This is a genomic window from Nonomuraea sp. 3-1Str, assembly GCF_031570565.1.
In the GTDB taxonomy this organism is placed as follows: Bacteria; Actinomycetota; Actinomycetes; order Streptosporangiales; family Streptosporangiaceae; genus Nonomuraea.
This window is the reverse complement of the sequence record NZ_JALHBK010000009.1, coordinates 110,602-125,682: the sequence shown is the minus strand read 5'-3', so window position 1 is coordinate 125,682 and position 15,081 is coordinate 110,602. Positions and strand designations below refer to the sequence as shown.

General features: G+C 72.6%; 18 protein-coding genes. 12 read left to right on the top strand and 6 right to left on the bottom strand.

Going from position 1 to position 15,081, the window contains the following annotated elements; all coding sequences use genetic code 11:
* The first annotated feature begins 34 nt into the window (after positions 1-34).
* Entirely contained in the window at positions 35-1,255 is a 1,221-nt protein-coding gene (hemW, locus tag MTP10_RS16900; RefSeq protein WP_310710394.1) for a radical SAM family heme chaperone HemW, read from the top strand.
* Between the two features lie 39 nt (positions 1,256-1,294).
* On the opposite strand, the gene MTP10_RS16895 is transcribed toward hemW, so the two are convergent.
* On the bottom strand, positions 1,295-2,101 hold the full coding sequence (locus tag MTP10_RS16895; protein WP_310710393.1) for a DUF3097 domain-containing protein: 807 nt from the start codon (positions 2,099-2,101) through the stop codon (positions 1,295-1,297).
* Between the two features lie 18 nt (positions 2,102-2,119).
* Positions 2,120-3,076, bottom strand: a complete 957-nt coding sequence (locus tag MTP10_RS16890) for a hypothetical protein (protein ID WP_310710392.1) — start codon at positions 3,074-3,076, stop codon at positions 2,120-2,122.
* 151 nt (positions 3,077-3,227) lie between these two features.
* Between MTP10_RS16890 and hrcA the strand changes: the two genes are divergently transcribed.
* The 3 genes from hrcA to MTP10_RS16875 are packed head-to-tail and all read left to right on the top strand — an operon-like array spanning position 3,228 to position 6,146.
* Complete coding sequence (hrcA, locus tag MTP10_RS16885) at positions 3,228-4,241, top strand: heat-inducible transcriptional repressor HrcA (RefSeq protein ID WP_310710390.1); 1,014 nt, start codon at positions 3,228-3,230, stop codon at positions 4,239-4,241.
* 11 nt (positions 4,242-4,252) lie between these two features.
* The gene (dnaJ, locus tag MTP10_RS16880) at positions 4,253-5,392 is read left to right on the top strand and encodes a molecular chaperone DnaJ (RefSeq protein ID WP_310710389.1); all 1,140 of its coding nucleotides are present in this window, start codon (positions 4,253-4,255) and stop codon (positions 5,390-5,392) included.
* Positions 5,393-5,420: 28 nt separating this feature from the next.
* Positions 5,421-6,146 carry a 16S rRNA (uracil(1498)-N(3))-methyltransferase gene (locus tag MTP10_RS16875; protein ID WP_310710388.1) on the top strand — a complete coding sequence of 242 codons (726 nt, stop codon included), beginning with the start codon at positions 5,421-5,423 and terminating at the stop codon, positions 6,144-6,146.
* A gap of 38 nt (positions 6,147-6,184) precedes the next feature.
* On the opposite strand, the gene MTP10_RS16870 is transcribed toward MTP10_RS16875, so the two are convergent.
* A complete protein-coding gene (locus tag MTP10_RS16870) occupies positions 6,185-6,946 on the bottom strand; it encodes a hypothetical protein (protein ID WP_310710387.1) in 762 nt (253 codons plus the stop codon).
* Positions 6,943-7,422 (bottom strand): SigE family RNA polymerase sigma factor, encoded by a 480-nt coding sequence (locus tag MTP10_RS16865; protein ID WP_175595049.1) that lies wholly within the window; start codon positions 7,420-7,422, stop codon positions 6,943-6,945. The genes MTP10_RS16870 and MTP10_RS16865 overlap by 4 nt, the downstream gene beginning before the upstream one ends.
* Positions 7,423-7,772: 350 nt before the next feature.
* Here MTP10_RS16865 and MTP10_RS16860 point away from each other — a divergent pair, with 350 nt between their 5' ends.
* From MTP10_RS16860 to era, 8 genes are all read left to right on the top strand, one after another.
* Entirely contained in the window at positions 7,773-8,117 is a 345-nt protein-coding gene (locus MTP10_RS16860; RefSeq protein WP_310710386.1) for a histidine triad nucleotide-binding protein, read from the top strand.
* A 91-nt stretch (positions 8,118-8,208) separates the two neighbouring features.
* Positions 8,209-9,249, top strand: a complete 1,041-nt coding sequence (locus tag MTP10_RS16855) for a PhoH family protein (protein ID WP_310710384.1) — start codon at positions 8,209-8,211, stop codon at positions 9,247-9,249.
* Positions 9,246-9,722 (top strand): rRNA maturation RNase YbeY, encoded by a 477-nt coding sequence (ybeY, locus tag MTP10_RS16850; RefSeq protein ID WP_310710383.1) that lies wholly within the window; start codon positions 9,246-9,248, stop codon positions 9,720-9,722. Before MTP10_RS16855 ends, ybeY begins: the two co-directional genes overlap by 4 nt.
* Positions 9,719-11,023: a hemolysin family protein gene (locus MTP10_RS16845; RefSeq protein ID WP_310710382.1), complete on the top strand. Its 1,305-nt coding sequence runs from the start codon at positions 9,719-9,721 to the stop codon at positions 11,021-11,023. Before ybeY ends, MTP10_RS16845 begins: the two co-directional genes overlap by 4 nt.
* A 338-nt stretch (positions 11,024-11,361) precedes the next feature.
* The gene (locus MTP10_RS16840) at positions 11,362-12,042 is read left to right on the top strand and encodes a hypothetical protein (RefSeq protein WP_310710381.1); all 681 of its coding nucleotides are present in this window, start codon (positions 11,362-11,364) and stop codon (positions 12,040-12,042) included.
* 10 nt (positions 12,043-12,052) lie between these two features.
* Positions 12,053-12,373 carry a cytidine deaminase gene (locus tag MTP10_RS16835; RefSeq protein WP_310710380.1) on the top strand — a complete coding sequence of 107 codons (321 nt, stop codon included), beginning with the start codon at positions 12,053-12,055 and terminating at the stop codon, positions 12,371-12,373.
* A 1-nt stretch (position 12,374) separates the two neighbouring features.
* On the top strand, positions 12,375-12,851 hold the full coding sequence (locus MTP10_RS16830) for an NUDIX domain-containing protein (RefSeq protein WP_310710379.1): 477 nt from the start codon (positions 12,375-12,377) through the stop codon (positions 12,849-12,851).
* 18 nt (positions 12,852-12,869) lie between these two features.
* Positions 12,870-13,778, top strand: coding sequence for a GTPase Era (gene era, locus MTP10_RS16825; RefSeq protein ID WP_310710378.1), 909 nt, complete (start codon positions 12,870-12,872; stop codon positions 13,776-13,778).
* A gap of 56 nt (positions 13,779-13,834) precedes the next feature.
* On the opposite strand, the gene MTP10_RS16820 is transcribed toward era, so the two are convergent.
* Both MTP10_RS16820 and MTP10_RS16815 read right to left on the bottom strand, forming a co-directional pair.
* Positions 13,835-14,305 carry a hypothetical protein gene (locus tag MTP10_RS16820; RefSeq protein WP_310710377.1) on the bottom strand — a complete coding sequence of 157 codons (471 nt, stop codon included), beginning with the start codon at positions 14,303-14,305 and terminating at the stop codon, positions 13,835-13,837.
* 9 nt (positions 14,306-14,314) lie between these two features.
* Entirely contained in the window at positions 14,315-15,061 is a 747-nt protein-coding gene (locus tag MTP10_RS16815) for a Mut7-C RNAse domain-containing protein (protein ID WP_397334470.1), read from the bottom strand.
* Between the last annotated feature and the right edge of the window lie 20 nt (positions 15,062-15,081).

Here is a 15,081-nt window from a genome sequence, read left to right as displayed (position 1 = left end):
CAGGGTGGTCGGTGGTGGCGGGCAGACTGGAGGTGTGCCATCCACCCTGCCCGACGGCGAAGCCGCGCCCGCCTCGGGCGAGCTCCCCGAGAGCGCGCTGCGCGGCCTCGGCGAGCGCCCGTTCGGCTTCTACGTCCATGTGCCGTTCTGTGTGACGCGCTGCGGCTACTGCGACTTCAACACCTACACCGCCGCCGAGCTGGGCCCCGGCGCCTCGCAGCGCGACTACGCCGACACGGTCGTCGAGGAGGTGCGGCTGGCGCGGCGCGTCCTCGGCGACGCCGACCTCCCGGTCCAGACGGTGTTCTTCGGCGGCGGCACCCCCACGCTGCTGCCCCCGGCCGACCTGGTCCGCGTCCTCGCGGCCGTCAGGGACGAGTTCGGCCTCGCGCCGGGAGCCGAGGTCACCACCGAGGCCAACCCCGAGTCCGTCGGCCCCGCCTCGCTGGAGAGCCTGCGCGAGGGCGGCTTCACCCGCGTCAGCTTCGGCATGCAGAGCGCCCGCGAGCACGTGCTCAAGGTCCTCGACCGCCACCACACCCCCGGCCGGGCCGGGCAGGCCGTGAAGGAGGCGCGCGCGGCCGGGTTCGACCACGTCAACCTCGACCTCATCTACAGCACGCCGGGTGAGTCCGACGACGACTGGCGGGCCTCGCTCGCCGCCGCCATCGAGGCCGAGCCCGACCACGTCTCCGCGTACTCGCTCATCGTCGAGGACGGCACCCGCCTGGCGGCCCGCATCCGGCGCGGTGAGCTGCCCATGCCCGACGACGACGTGGCCGCCGACCGCTACCAGATCGCCGACGCGATGCTCGGCGAGGCCGGGTTCCGCTGGTACGAGGTGTCGAACTGGGCCACGTCCGACGCCGCCCGCTGCCGCCACAACCTGCTCTACTGGACCGGCGGCGACTGGTGGGCCGCCGGCCCCGGCGCCCACAGCCACGTCGGCGGCACCCGCTGGTGGAACGTCAAGCACCCCGCCGCCTACGCCCAGCGCCTGACCGCGGGCGTCTCGCCCGCCCACGCGCGGGAGGTGCTCACCGCCGACGACCGTGAGACCGAACGCCTCATGCTGGAGCTCCGGCTGGTGTCCGGCTACCCGCTGGCCGACGTCGCCCCCGCCGCGCGGACGGCCGTCGCCGCCGCGCTCGGTGGCGGGCTGCTGGAGCCGGAGGCGTTCAAGGGCGGCCTCATGGTCCTCACCCTGAAGGGCCGGCTGCTCGCCGACGCGCTGGTACGCGACCTGGTCAGCTGATCAGACGGACGGAGACCGGGGAAGTGCGCGGGTCCCGGGTCAGGGTGCCTCCGTGACGAAGTCGATCAGTTCCTCCACCCGGCCGAGCAGCTCGGGCTCCAGATCCGCGAACGAGGAGACGGCCCCCAGGATGCGCCGCCACGCCTCGGCGGGCTCCACGCGCCACCCCAGGGCGGCGATCACGCCCTCCTTCCACGGCACTCCGCGCGGCACGTCCGGCCAGGCGGGGATGCGCAGCGCGGACGGCTTGACCGCCTGCCAGATGTCGACGAACGGGTGCCCGACCACCAGCACCTCCGGAGAGGTCACCCGGGCCGCGATGCGGCTCTCCTTGGAGCCGGGCACCAGATGGTCCACCAGGACCCCCAGCCGGCGCCCCGGCCCGGGGCCGAACTCGTCGACGATCGCGGGCAGGTCGTCGACGCCCTCCAGGTACTCGACGACGACCCCTTCCACGCGCAGGTCGTGACCCCAGATCTTCTCGACGAGGGCGGCGTCGTGCACCCCCTCGACGTAGATGCGGCTCTCCTTGGCGACCTTGGCGCGCAGCCCTTCGACCGCGATCGACCCGGACGCGCTGCGCCTCGGCCCGCTCGGCGCCGCGACCGGCCGCACCAGCGTCACGGGCCTGCCCTCCAGCAGGAACGCGGCCGGCGCCAGCGGGAACAGGCGCCGCCTGCCGAACCGGTCCTCCAGCGTGACGGCCTCCTTGTCGCAGGCCACGACCGCGCCGCAGAACCCGCTGTCGGCGTCCTCCACCACGAGGTCGGGTTCGGCGGGCACCTTCGGGATCGTGCCCTTGCCCGGCCGCCGCCAGTTGCCCGCGAGAACATCACCGTCATACACACCGGGGACCGTAGCAAATCACCCGCCTGCCGCGAGGCGCCTGCGGTGGCCGCTGCGCCGTGCCAGGACGACGACGGTCAGGACGACCGCGACCAGCACGCCCGCCCCGGGCAGCAGGAACAGCGCGGCCACGCCGCCCAGCAGCCCGCCGGCGTCCACCGCCGGGCCCACCGCGAAGCGCGCGCCCGATCCCGCGGCCGTGTCGCACTTGAGCTGGTAGCCGCCCGCCTTCGGCACGTTCAGGGCGAGGATGGCCCGCCAGGTGGTCGAGCCCTGCGTGACCGTCATGCTCCCGGGCATCCTGGCCAGCAGCGCCCTGCCGGCGCCGCCGCCGGCCGAGCAGGTGTACTGCACCGGCGAGGCGCTGGCCAGGTACACCACGGGCTCGTCGGCCGGGTCCACGTTCACGGTCACCGTCTCGCCGGAGCCGAACGTCCTCGTCGGCAGCGCGCTCCGCGCCGTGTCCGCCACGCCGCCCGCGAACAGCGCCACCCCGGCCACCACGCACACCAGCGCGAGCCCCCAGGCGGCCCACACCCACCACAGCGGGGGCCGGAGCAGCTTGGGGTCCGCCCGGGGCGCGTACAGCGGGCCGCCGGCGTACATGCCGGACACCGGGAGGGGCCGGCCGCCGTACGGGCCCGTGAGCGGCTGGCCGCCGTAGGGCCCCTGCTCGCCCGAAGGAGAGCCGTAGGGGCCCGGCTGGTACGGGACCTGCGGGTGGGCGGCCTGCTCACCGGTCACCGGCCCCGGCCCGTACGACGGCCCGGACGGCGGCTGGGGGTACGGCGGCTGCCGCGAGTACGGGGCCTGCTGCGGCGGCATGCCGTGCGGCCCCGTCTGGTACGGCGGCTGCCCGTACGGGGGCTGCCCGTACGGGGGCTGCCCGTACGGCGGGGGAGGAGGGGGCTGACCGGGATGGGGGCCGGGCCCGGGCGCCGGGTCGTTCGGCTGGGAGGGGGACTCGTCGGTCATGTCGGCAAGTCTGATCCCTGGAGGCGGGCCCGCGCCAGCGGCAGGATGGCCAGGTGTTATCGCACCTTGTGGGTGAGAGCCGTACACTTGGCACTCGGGAACACAGAGTGCTAGACGGTCGTTCCCCGAGGCAGACGCAGGAGGTGAGCACGTGCTCGACGAACGTAAGCTGGCGGTGCTCCGCGCCATTGTCGAAGACTACGTGTCCACCAACGAACCGGTGGGCTCCAAGGCGCTGGCCGAGCGCCACAATCTCAAGGTCTCCCCCGCCACCGTGCGCAACGACATGGCCGCGCTGGAGGAGGAGGGCTACATCACCCAGCCGCACACCAGTGCCGGCCGCGTGCCGACCGACAAGGGCTACCGGCTGTTCGTCGACAGGCTGTCGCAGGTCAAGCCGCTGTCCGGGGCGGAGCGCCGGGCGATCGAGACGTTCCTGGCCGGGGCGGTCGACCTCGACGACGTGGTCACCCGCACCGTGCGGCTGCTCGCGCAGCTCACCCGGCAGGTCGCGGTCGTGCAGTACCCGACGCTGACCCGCTCGACCGTCCGGCACGTCGAGCTGGTGCCGCTCTCGGAGCGGCGCGTCATGCTGGTGCTCATCACCAACACCGGCCGCGTCGAGCAGCGCGTGGTCGAGCTGCCCGAGGTCGTGGAGGACACCCGCATCGCGCACCTGCGGGCCGTGCTCAACGCCTGTCTCGACGGGTGCGGCCTGAGCGCCGTGCCCGATCTCGTCGCCGACCTGCCCGAGCGGCTGCCCGCCGAGGACCGGCCGGCCGTGGCCACCATCCTGTCGGTGCTGCTGGAGACCCTCGTCGAACGCCACGACGAGAAGATCGTGTTCGCCGGGGCGGCCAACCTCGCCGGCGCCGACTTCACCGTCGGCCTGCGCGACGTGCTGGAGGCCCTGGAGGAGCAGGTCGTGCTCATGCGGTTGCTCGGCGAGACGTCCAGCGACATCCCGTCCGCGCTCACCGTGCGCATCGGCTCGGAAAACCCCTATCTGCACGGCACGTCCATCGTCGCGACCGGATACGGTTCTGGCGACAACCAACTGGCCCGGCTCGGCGTGCTGGGTCCCACGAGGATGGACTACCCCGTGACGATGGGCGCCGTACGCGCGGTGGCACGCTACGTCAGCCAGATCCTGGCTGCATCATAAGAGGTCGATAAGTGGCAAACAGCGACTACTACGCCACCCTCGGGGTGCGCCGTGACGCCAGTCAGGACGAGATCAAGAAGGCCTACCGCAGGCTGGCCCGGGAGCTCCACCCTGACGTGAACCCCGATCCTGAGACCCAGGAGCGGTTCAAGGAGATCACGCAGGCCTACGAGGTCCTGTCCGACGCGAACAAGCGCCAGATGTACGACCTGGGCGCGGACCCGTTCGGCGGCGGCGGGGCGGGCGCGGGGGCCGGCGGCTTCGGCGCGGGCTTCCCGTTCAGCGACATCATGGACGCGTTCTTCGGCCAGGCCGGGGGCGCGCGCGGGCCCCGCTCGCGCGCCCGCAGGGGCCGCAACGCGACCATCCGCGTCGAGCTGGACCTGCGCGAGACCGCGTTCGGCACGACCCGGGAGCTGGTCGTCGACACGGCCGTGCTGTGCGAGGTCTGCCAGGGCGCCGGCGCCGCGCCCGGCACCCACCCCGACACCTGCGACATGTGCAACGGCCGCGGCGAGATCTCCCAGGTCACCCGGTCGTTCCTGGGCCAGGTCATGACGTCCCGGCCGTGCCCCCAGTGCGGCGGCTTCGGGTCGATCATCCGGCATCCCTGCCAGGAGTGCTCCGGCGACGGCCGGGTGCGCACCCGCCGTACGATCAAGGTGCGCATCCCGGCGGGCGTCGAGGACGGCACCCACATCCAGCTGGCCGGCGAGGGCGAGGTCGGCCCCGGCGGTGGGCCGCCCGGCGACCTGTTCCTGGAGATCGTCGAGCGCCCGCACGAGATCTTCGAGCGGCGCGGCGACGACCTGCACTGCACGGTGCAGATCCCGATGACGGCCGCGGCGCTCGGCACGATCCTCACCGTCGAGACGCTCGACGGCTCCGAGGAGCTCGACGTGCGGCCGGGCACCCAGTCGGGGCAGGTCATCACGATGTACGGCCGGGGCGTGCAGCGGCTCAACGAGAGCGGCCGCGGCGACCTGCTGATCCACGTCAACGTCGAGACGCCGTCGCGGCTCGACCCGGCGCAGGAAGAGCTGCTACGGGAGCTGGCCAAGCTCCGGGGAGAGGAGCGCCCTCCGGGTAAGTTCGCACCGGGGCAGCAGGGTTTTTTCTCACGGCTGCGCGACGCGTTCAACGGGAGATGAGGCCGCCGCGGGGTAGAGACGGGCGGACGTGAGCGTCCCCGTCTTCCTGTCCGACGCCCTCGACGGGCCCGAGCTGCTGCTCGACGGGCCCGAGGGGCGTCACGCCGCCGCCGTGCGCCGGCTGCGCGCCGGCGAGCGGGTGGACGTGACCGACGGCGCCGGGGCGGTGGCCGAGTGCGTCGTGCGCGAGGCGCTGAAGGACTCCCTCCGGCTCGACGTGGTCGCCCGCCACGACGTGCCGGCGCCGCGGCCCCGGATCGTCGCCGTGCAGGGCCTGCCCAAGGGCGACCGGGGCGAGCTGGCCGTCGAGATGATGACCGAGGCGGGCGTGGACGTGATCGTCCCGTGGTCCGCCTCGCGCAGCATCACCCAGTGGAAGGGCGACCGGGCGGCCAAGGCGCTGGCCCGCTGGCGCTCCACCGCGCGCGAGGCGGGCAAGCAGGCCCGCCGCTTCCACCTGCCCGAGGTGACCGAGCCGGCCTCCACGGCTCAGGTCGAGGCGCTGCTGCGCGGCGCGGCCCTCGGGCTGGTGCTGCACGAGGAGGCCGCCGAGCCGCTGTCGCGCCTGGAGACTCCGGCCGACGGCGACGTGGTCATGGTCGTGGGCCCCGAGGGCGGGGTGTCGGAGGAGGAGGTGGCCCGGTTCCGGGCGGCCGGAGCGGTGCCGGTGCTGCTCGGGTCCACGGTGCTGCGCACCTCGACGGCGGGGGTGGCGGCGGCCTCGGTCCTCATGGCCCGTACCGGCCGCTGGTGACCCGCCGGCGCCGGGCCGCCTCGCGGGCGCCGGCGGCCCTACTGCGAGGAGAGCGGGCTGGCGTCCATGATCGTGGTGATGGTCTGGACGGTTTGGACGGGCTGCGTCGGGTCGGGGGCGTCGGCCGGGCAGTCGTCGGCGGGGCACGGCACGGCCGCCGGCGCCGTTTCGGTCACCGTGGCGGCCGGGGTGGGCGTCCGGGCCGGGGTCGGCGTCGCGCCGGGACAGTCGTCGCGCGGCTCGGCCGGCCCGCTCGTCGGCCCGCCCGTGGGCTCGTCCGTCTGGTCGGACGTCGGCCCGGGCGTCAGGTCGTCGGCCTGGCCGGAGGTCCGCCGGCCGGCCTGCTCGCCGGTCGGCGTGGGGCACGGGGTGGGGGAGGACGCCTTGGGCGTCGGCTTGCTGGTCGACCTGGCGGTCTCGGGGACGTGCCGCGGTGGCCGCGTCGTGGGATCGGGCAGCACCACGACCTCACGCTCCTCGCTGCGCTGCGGCGGATCGGGCGACACGGCCCGGTTGGTGGAGGACCCCGCGGGCGGGGTCGAGGTGGTGCGGACGTCCTGCACGGTCTCCCGCAGCACCTGGTGGCGCAGCTCGGGGACCACCATCACGATCGTGCCGGCCACCAGCACCGCGCTCGCCGCGGCGGCACCCGCCCGCCACCAGAACAGGTTGCGGATGCCGCGCCGCTCGATGCGGGCACGGATGATCTCCAGTCCGTCCGGCGAGGGCACGACCGTGTCCGCCTCCGCGCGGAGCACACGGCGCAGTACGTCGCCGTACTCGTCGGGGGGCTGGGTCATGACATCTTCTCCAGGACGGAACGCAAGGCGGCCATTCCACGCGCGGTGTGGCTCTTGACCGCTCCCTTGCTGATGCCCATGGCGTGGGCGATCTCAGCCTCGGACAGATCACCGTAGTAGCGAAGGACGAGTGCCTCTCTCTGACGTGCCGGCAGGGCCCGCAGCGCCTCGATCACGGCCGAGCGTTCGAGCTCGCCGATCGCGCCGTTCTCGGCGCTCGGGGCGTCGGGCAGACCCTTGGGAGCATACTTCTCGACGACCGCGCGGTGTCTCAGCACGGATCGGGAGCGGTTGACGACGGATTGGCGCAGGTAGGCGAGTGCCTTGTCGGGGTCGCGCAGTCTCCGCCAGGCGCCGTGGATGGCGACGAACGCGTCCTGCACGACCTCCTCGGCGGTCGCCATGTCGCGTACCAGCAACACTGCGAGACGAACCAATGACCGAAAGTGCGCGCTGTACAGCGCGGTCACGGCCATGTCGGCGTCCCACCCGACCGGCACCGCCCCTAACGACCTGTCGGCCAGAAGGGTCTCGGTGGTCACCTCATGAGGACGCGCGGCCTTCCGAGAGGGTTTACGCTCTTCCGGTTCCTTAGGGGGCATTACCCAGTCGTGTCCTCGCCAGGCGGCCTTGCCCAGACCCTGATTGTCCTGTTGCGCCGAAGTGTCGCATACCCACCCTAACCGCGAGGATCTTCCTACGCACGGCGCGCTCGGTCACCGATTCGCAACAGGGGCAGGGAGTTCGGAACGTTCCAGGCGGGGCGGAAGCAGCATAGCGCGGTGATCACCGTGAGGAGGACGGACTGTCTCGATAGGGTGGGCGCGTGACCGACTGCATCTTCTGCAAGATCGTCGCCAAGGAGATCCCGGCCGAGGTCGTCCTGGAGACCGACCGGGCGCTCGCGTTCCGCGACCGCAACCCGCAGGCCCCGACCCACGTGCTGGTGATCCCCAAGGAGCACCACGCCGACGCGGCGGCGCTGGCCGCTGCCGACGACGGCCTGGCCGACGACGTCCTCAAGGCCGCCCACGCGGTGGCCGTCCAGGAGGGCGTGGCGGACGCCGGCTACCGCGTCGTCCTCAACACCGGGCCCGCCGCGGGCCAGACGGTCTTCCATGTCCACGCGCACCTGCTGGGCGGCCGTGACCTGACGTGGCCGCCGGGGTGATATTGGCGAGAGCGATTCGCGTGGTCCCGGCTACCATGGGCGGAGAAGCACACACGAAGAGACCGGGAGGCATCAGGCCGCTGGCCTGCCCATGTCCGAACTACACGAATCCCGCCGGACCGCACCTCCGACGCGCACACAGGCCAAGGTGCTGATTCCGGACGAATACCCGATGGTCAGCCTCCTGGGCTCCCGTGACGAGCTGTTGCGTGTCATCGAGGGCGCCTTCCGGGCCGACATTCACGTCCGAGGAAACGAGATCACCGTCACCGGCAGCCCCGACGAGAGCGGGGCCGTGGTACGGCTGTTCGAAGAGCTCGTCGAAGTGCTGCGAAGCGGCGGCGAGCTCACGCCCGACGCGGTCGAGCGGAGCATCGCCATGCTGCGCATGACCTCCGACCGGCCGGCCGAGGTGCTCTCCCTCGACATCCTCTCCGCGCGCGGCCGGACGATCCGGCCCAAGACCGTCAACCAGAAGCGCTACGTCGACGCCATCGACCACCACACGGTCGTCTTCGGCATCGGCCCGGCCGGCACCGGCAAGACGTATCTCGCCATGGCCAAGGCCGTACGGGCGCTCCAGGAGAAGCGGATCAACCGGATCATCCTCACCCGCCCGGCCGTCGAGGCGGGTGAGCGGCTCGGCTTCCTGCCGGGCACGCTGTACGAGAAGATCGACCCCTACCTCCGGCCGCTGTACGACGCGCTGCACGACATGGTCGACCCCGACTCCATCCCCAAGCTGATGGCGGCGGGCACGATCGAGGTCGCGCCGCTGGCGTACATGCGGGGCCGCACCCTCAACGACGCCTTCATCATCCTCGACGAGGCCCAGAACTCCTCGGCCGAGCAGATGAAGATGTTCCTGACCAGGCTCGGCTTCAACTCCAAGATCGTGGTGACCGGCGACGTGACCCAGGTCGACCTGCCGGCGGGCACCACGAGCGGGCTGCGCGTCGTGCAGGAGATCCTCGAGGGCATCGACGACATCCACTTCTCCCGCCTGACCAGCGCCGACGTGGTCCGCCACAAGCTGGTCAGCGAGATCGTGGACGCCTACGGGCGCTACGACGCGCTCCAGGAGGCGACGGAGCCCGCCAAGTCGATCCAGCACCGGGGTAAGCGGCGATGAGCATCGAGATCAACAACGAGTCGGGCGTCGAGGTGGACGAGGAGAACATCGTCCGCCTCGCCGCCCACGTGCTCGGCGAGATGGGCGTCAACCCGCTCGCCGAGATGTCCATCATGGTCGTCGACGAGAACGCCATGGCCGAGCTGCACGAGAAGTGGATGGGCGAGCCCGGCCCCACCGACGTCCTCGCCTTCCCCATGGACGAGCTGCGTCCGGGCGGCGGGGCGCGCGGCGACGTCGACGCGCCCACGGATCCGGCGCTCCTCGGCGACGTGGTGCTCTGCCCGCAGGTGGCGGCCCGGCAGGCCGAGGAGGCCGGCCACTCGGCCCGCGACGAGCTCGAACTGCTGTGCACGCACGGCATCCTGCACCTGCTCGGCTACGACCACGCCGAGCCGGAGGAGCACAAGGAGATGTTCGGGCTGCAGGCGAGGTTGCTGGAGGCGTGGCAGGAGGTGCGCGACCCGCGGTGAACGCCTGGTTGCCCCTGGCCGTCGCCCTCGTGGTGATCGGTGGGCTGATCGCCAGCGCGGAGACGGCTCTGACCCGCATCTCACGGGTGCGGGCGGAGGAGTTCGTGCGCGAGGGCAGGCGCGGCGCCGTGCGGCTGCAGGCCATCGTCACCGACCCGCCGCGCTACCTCAACCTGCTCCTGCTGCTCAGGCTGAGCTGCGAGCTGGTCGCCACGGTGATCGTGACGCTGCTCTGCATCGACCGGCTGGGCGACCAGGGGTGGGCGTACGTGACGGCCGCCGCCGTGATGATCGTGGTCAGCTACGTGATCGTCGGCGTCTCGCCGCGCACCCTGGGCCGCCAGCACGCCGAGCCCATCGCGCTGGCCGGGGCGCCGATCGTCTACGGGCTGACCCGCATCTTCGGCCCGCTGCCCAAGCTGCTCATCCTGCTCGGCAACGCGCTGACCCCCGGCAAGGGCTTCCGCGAGGGCCCGTTCACCTCCGAGGCCGAGCTGCGCGACCTGGTGGACCTCGCCGAGGAGCGCCGGGTGATCGAGCCGGACGAGCGCGAGATGATCCACTCGGTGTTCGAGCTGGGCGACACCCTGGTGCGCGAGGTCATGGTGCCGCGCACCGACATGGTCTTCATCGAGCGGGGCAAGACGCTCAGCCAGGCGCTCTCGCTGGCGCTGCGCAGCGGCTTCTCCCGCATCCCCGTCGTGGGGGAGAACGAGGACGACGTCGTCGGCATCGCCTACCTGAAGGACATCATCCGCCGGGTGCACGAGTCCGGCCAGGACGGCGGCACGGAGCGGATCGACTCCACCATGCGCCCGGCCACGTACGTGCCCGAGAGCAAGCCCATCGACCAACTCCTGCGCGAGATGCAGGCGCGGCAGATCCACATGGCGATCGTCATCGACGAGTACGGCGGGACGGCCGGCCTCGTCACCATCGAGGACGTCCTGGAGGAGATCGTCGGTGAGATCACCGACGAGTACGACCAGGAGGCGCCCCGCGTCGAGTCCACGCCCGACGGGGCCCTGCGGGTGACCGCCCGGATGCCGGTGGACGAGTTGGGCGAGCTGTTCGACACGGAGATCGAGGTCGACGACGTGGAGACGGTCGGCGGGCTGCTGGCCCACGCGCTCGGCCGGGTGCCGATCGCCGGCTCGCAGGCGGAGGTGGCCGGGCTCCAGCTCACCGCCGAGAGCCTCGCGGGCCGCCGCAACCGCATCAGCACGGTCGTGGTCCGCCGGGTCACGCCACCGGAGGACGAGGCCGTTCCGGCCGCCGCCGAGCACCAGGACCGCTCCTGACGAGTGGTGCCTGATTGCAGGGATGCGTCATTTGTCAGCAGTTGTGGCAAGCGTTCTACAAGTCTTCTGCAAGCGCGGTGCCCCAGTCTTGTCTCGACGCCCAGTGCGGAGGGTGTCAACGAGGGAAGCGTCCGAACGCCGGGTGGGGTTCGCGGCCGGAGGGCGCTCCCGGGGGGCGGCAACGTCTCGATCATCACGATCGTGGCGTTGCTTGGCGTAAAGGGTGCTCTCGTCCGGAAGGCCGGACGAGAGCACCCTTTCGGCGTTTGAGGCTTTATTGGCGAGTGCAGTGGGTTGTCCGGTTACACCCCCGGGGAGATCCGCGTGCGGAGGTAATCATGCGACGCGGACTGCGGATCATCGGGCTCGTCACGGCGGCCGGGCTCCTGGCCGGATGCCTGGCGGCGTGCGAGGCCCGGAGGGGCCGGGAGGACAGAGGCACGCATACGAGCACGCACACGAGCACGCACGCCGGCTCGCGGTCGGAGTCCCGGCTGCGCGTGCTGCTCGACGGGCCGAAAGGGTTGCCCGACGGTATCTCGCCCCGGCCCGGCGAGGCGTGGCGGGTGCCGTTCAGGGTGAGCGACCGCGACTGCCGCGCCGCCCTGCTGCCCGCCGGCGGGCGGGCGCCCCAGCGGTCGCTGACCGCGCAGGCGGCCGCCAGCTACCTGGGGGACGGGGTCGGCGAGCAGGTGGCCGTGGGCCTGGCCCGCTACTCGGGCGCCGAGGCCGGGAGCCACCTCGACGCGCTCGCCGAGTCGCTGTCGCAGTGCCAGGCCCTGCGGGCGCCCGGGGGCACGCGGCTCAGGCTGCGCTCGCTGCCGGTCCAGGCGCCCGGCGACCAGGCCGTCAGCGCCCGGCTGCGGGGCAGGCTGCGCGGCTATCCGTACACGATGGACGTGGTGCTGGCCCGCTCGGGCGACACGCTCGTCTCCGTCGTCCACACCGGCATGGCCCGCGTCGAGCCGGGGAGCACCGAGAAGCTGGTCGGCGCCGTCATGAGGATGGCCGGCGCCTAACCTGGTCCTTGTGACTCTCGATCCCGAAGACAACAAGATCATCACCCTGGCCCGTGCCGCCCGCGCGCGCAACGGCTCCGCCGAGGGCGCGGCCGTGCGCGACGAGACCGGCCGCACGTACTCCGCGACCGACGTCGCGCTCTCCTCCCTGCGGCTGTCGGCCGTGCAGGTGGCCGTCGCGATGGCCGTCTCCAGCGGCGCGCGGTCGCTGGAGGCCGCGGCGCTGGTCACCGCCGGCGACGGGCCGGGCGCCGCCGATGAGGAGGTGGTCCGCGAGCTGGGCGTCAAGGCGCTGCTCGTGGCCGGTCCTGACGGCTCGCTGAGGAGCTGACATGCCGATGTCGCCGTACCTGGCCGGGTTGCGGGAGAAGGTCGGGACCGATCTGCTGCTGCTGCCGTCGGTGTGCGGGTGCGTGTTCGACGCGTCCGGGCGGCTGCTGGTGGCCCGCCACGGCGACGTCGGGGTGTGGGCCGCGCCGGGCGGCGGTGTCGACCCGGACGAGCGGCCCGAGGACGCCGTGGTCAGGGAGCTTCGGGAGGAGCTCGGCGTCGAGATCGAGGTGCGCGGCGTGATCGGCGTGTACGGCGGCCCCGAGTTCCGCACCGTCTACCCGAACGGGCACCGCTGCGCGTACGTGATCGCCGTCTACGGCTGCACGCTCGCGTCGGGCACTCCGGTGCCCGACGGGGACGAGATCACCGACGCCCGGTGGGTGAGCGAGGACGAGCTCGCGGGGCTGTCGATGACGCCGTGGTCGCCGCGGGTGCTGCCCGAGGTGTTCGCCTGGTGGCGCCAGCAGACCCGCTGATGGGACACAATGCACTATGTGACCTCGCCAGACAGCCATCGCGCCGGATTCGCCTGCTTCGTGGGAAGGCCCAACGTCGGCAAGTCCACGTTGATGAACGCCCTGGTCGGCACCAAGGTGGCGATCACCTCGTCCAAGCCGCAGACCACCCGCCGGGTCATCCGCGGCATCGTGCACCGGCCCGAGGCGCAGATCGTCATCGTGGACACGCCTGGCCTGCACCGGCCGCGCACCCTGCTCGGCGAGCGGCTGGACAGCCTGGTGCTGTCGACGCTGACCGAGGTGGACGTCATCGGGTTCTGCCTGCCGGCCAACGAGCCGGTCGGCAAGGGCGACCGGTTCATCGCCGACAAGCTCGCCGCCGTCAAGCGCACCCCGGTCGTCGCCGTGGTCACCAAGTGCGACCTGGCGTCCAAGGAGCAGATCGCCCAGCAACTGCTGGCGGTGTCGCAGATCGCGGAGTTCGCCGCGATCGTGCCCGTGTCGGCCGAGCGGGGCGACCAGCTCGACGTGCTGGGCGACGTGCTGATCCAGCACCTGCCCGAGTCCCCGCCGTTGTACGAGGGCGGGCAGCTCACCGACGAGCCGGAGCAGGTGCTGGTGGGCGAGCTGATCAGGGAGGCGGCGCTGGAGGGCGTCCGTGACGAGCTGCCGCACTCGATCGCGGTGGTGGTCGACGAGATGCTGCCGCGCGAGGGGCGCGACGACCTGCTCGACATCTACGCGCACATGTTCGTCGAACGGCCGTCGCAGAAGGCCATCGTCATCGGGCACAAGGGCGAGCGGCTGCGCGACGTGGGCACGCGGGCCCGCAAGCAGATCGAGGCCCTGCTGGGCACCCGCGTCTACCTCGACCTGCGCATCAGCGTCGCCAAGGACTGGCAGCGCGACCCCAAGCAGCTGCGCCGCCTCGGCTTCTTCGACTGACCGCCTCCGCCGACCGGCCGCTCCCGCCGGCTGATCGCTTCCGCCGGCCGGCCGCTTCAGCGGCGGCGGAACACCGTCAGGACGGCGAACAGGATCAGCGCCAGTGAGCTGGCCAGCGCCGCGAACCAGCCGTACCTGATGACCGGGCTCACCGACAGCAGCCCGCCCAGGTCGAGCGAGACCCGGTCCGCGACGCCGCCCGGGTCGGCCACGAACATCACCAGCAGCACGGTCGCGAACGCCCCCGGCAGCGCGGCCAGCGCGGCCACCCACGGGCGGCGGCCCAGCAGCCCCGCCACCCCGAGCGCCAGCGCCGTCAGCCCGGCCAGCAGCGTGTAGACGCCCACGGCGGCGTCGATGCCGCGAACGTCGCTGGTGAGACCGCCGCCGATGACGTCGCTCCTGGCCTCGATGCCCGCCCACGGCAGGACGGCGCAGATGACGAGCAGCGCCGCGGCGACGCTGACGGCCAGCGCGTAACCGCGCCTCCCGCGCCCGGCGGGGCCTTGCTGAAGGTGGTCGGCCACACGGTCACCTTAGGACGGCCGCGCCGCCCCGGCCAGAGCACGCGCGCGGGACTCCTCGGCCGTGCGGACGATCTCCTCCAGGTGATCGCTGTGCGCGCCGTGCCAGTACACCTGGCCGCACACCCGGCACTGCCCGTCCGCGTCGTAGCTGCGCCGCGTCCCCGCCTCCAGCCGGGCGGCGACCGCGCCCTTGTCGGCGGCCGTGAGCTCGCCGTTGCAGGCGGTGCAGCGCGTCCACGGCCGCAGCGGCGGGGCGAAGCGCTCCATCAGGTCGCGGAGCTGATCCTGCGGCCGGGAGCCGTGCACGTACGCGCCGAGCCACAGGGCACGGCGGCGTAGCAGGCCGCGGTCCTGGGTGAGCAGGACCCGCCGCTCCTCGTTGGCCTGCACCACCAGCGCGGGGTCGTCCATGTCGTTGTGGTAGGCGGCGTCGATGCCGAGCAGCCGCAGCCGCCGTGCCAGCGTGCCGAGGTGGACGTCCAGCAGGAAGCGCGGCTCGCGGGGGAGCTGCTGGGGCCGGGGCACCGGGCCGACCTCGACGACGTCCCCGGCCGCGAGCTGGCGGGAGGGCCCGACCCCGTACCCGCCGATGGTCATGGGGCCGACCTCGGTCAGGGGGATGCCGGCCGATTCGACGTGGTGCCCGAGGGTGGAGGTGCCGTCGGGCGTCACCCGTTGCCACTCCTGGCGGCGGCTCACGGGCAGGAACATCCTCAGCTCCGGGGCGATCCGGAGAAGTGCGTCCCGTTGGGTCATATCTCTCATTCTGCGTGATT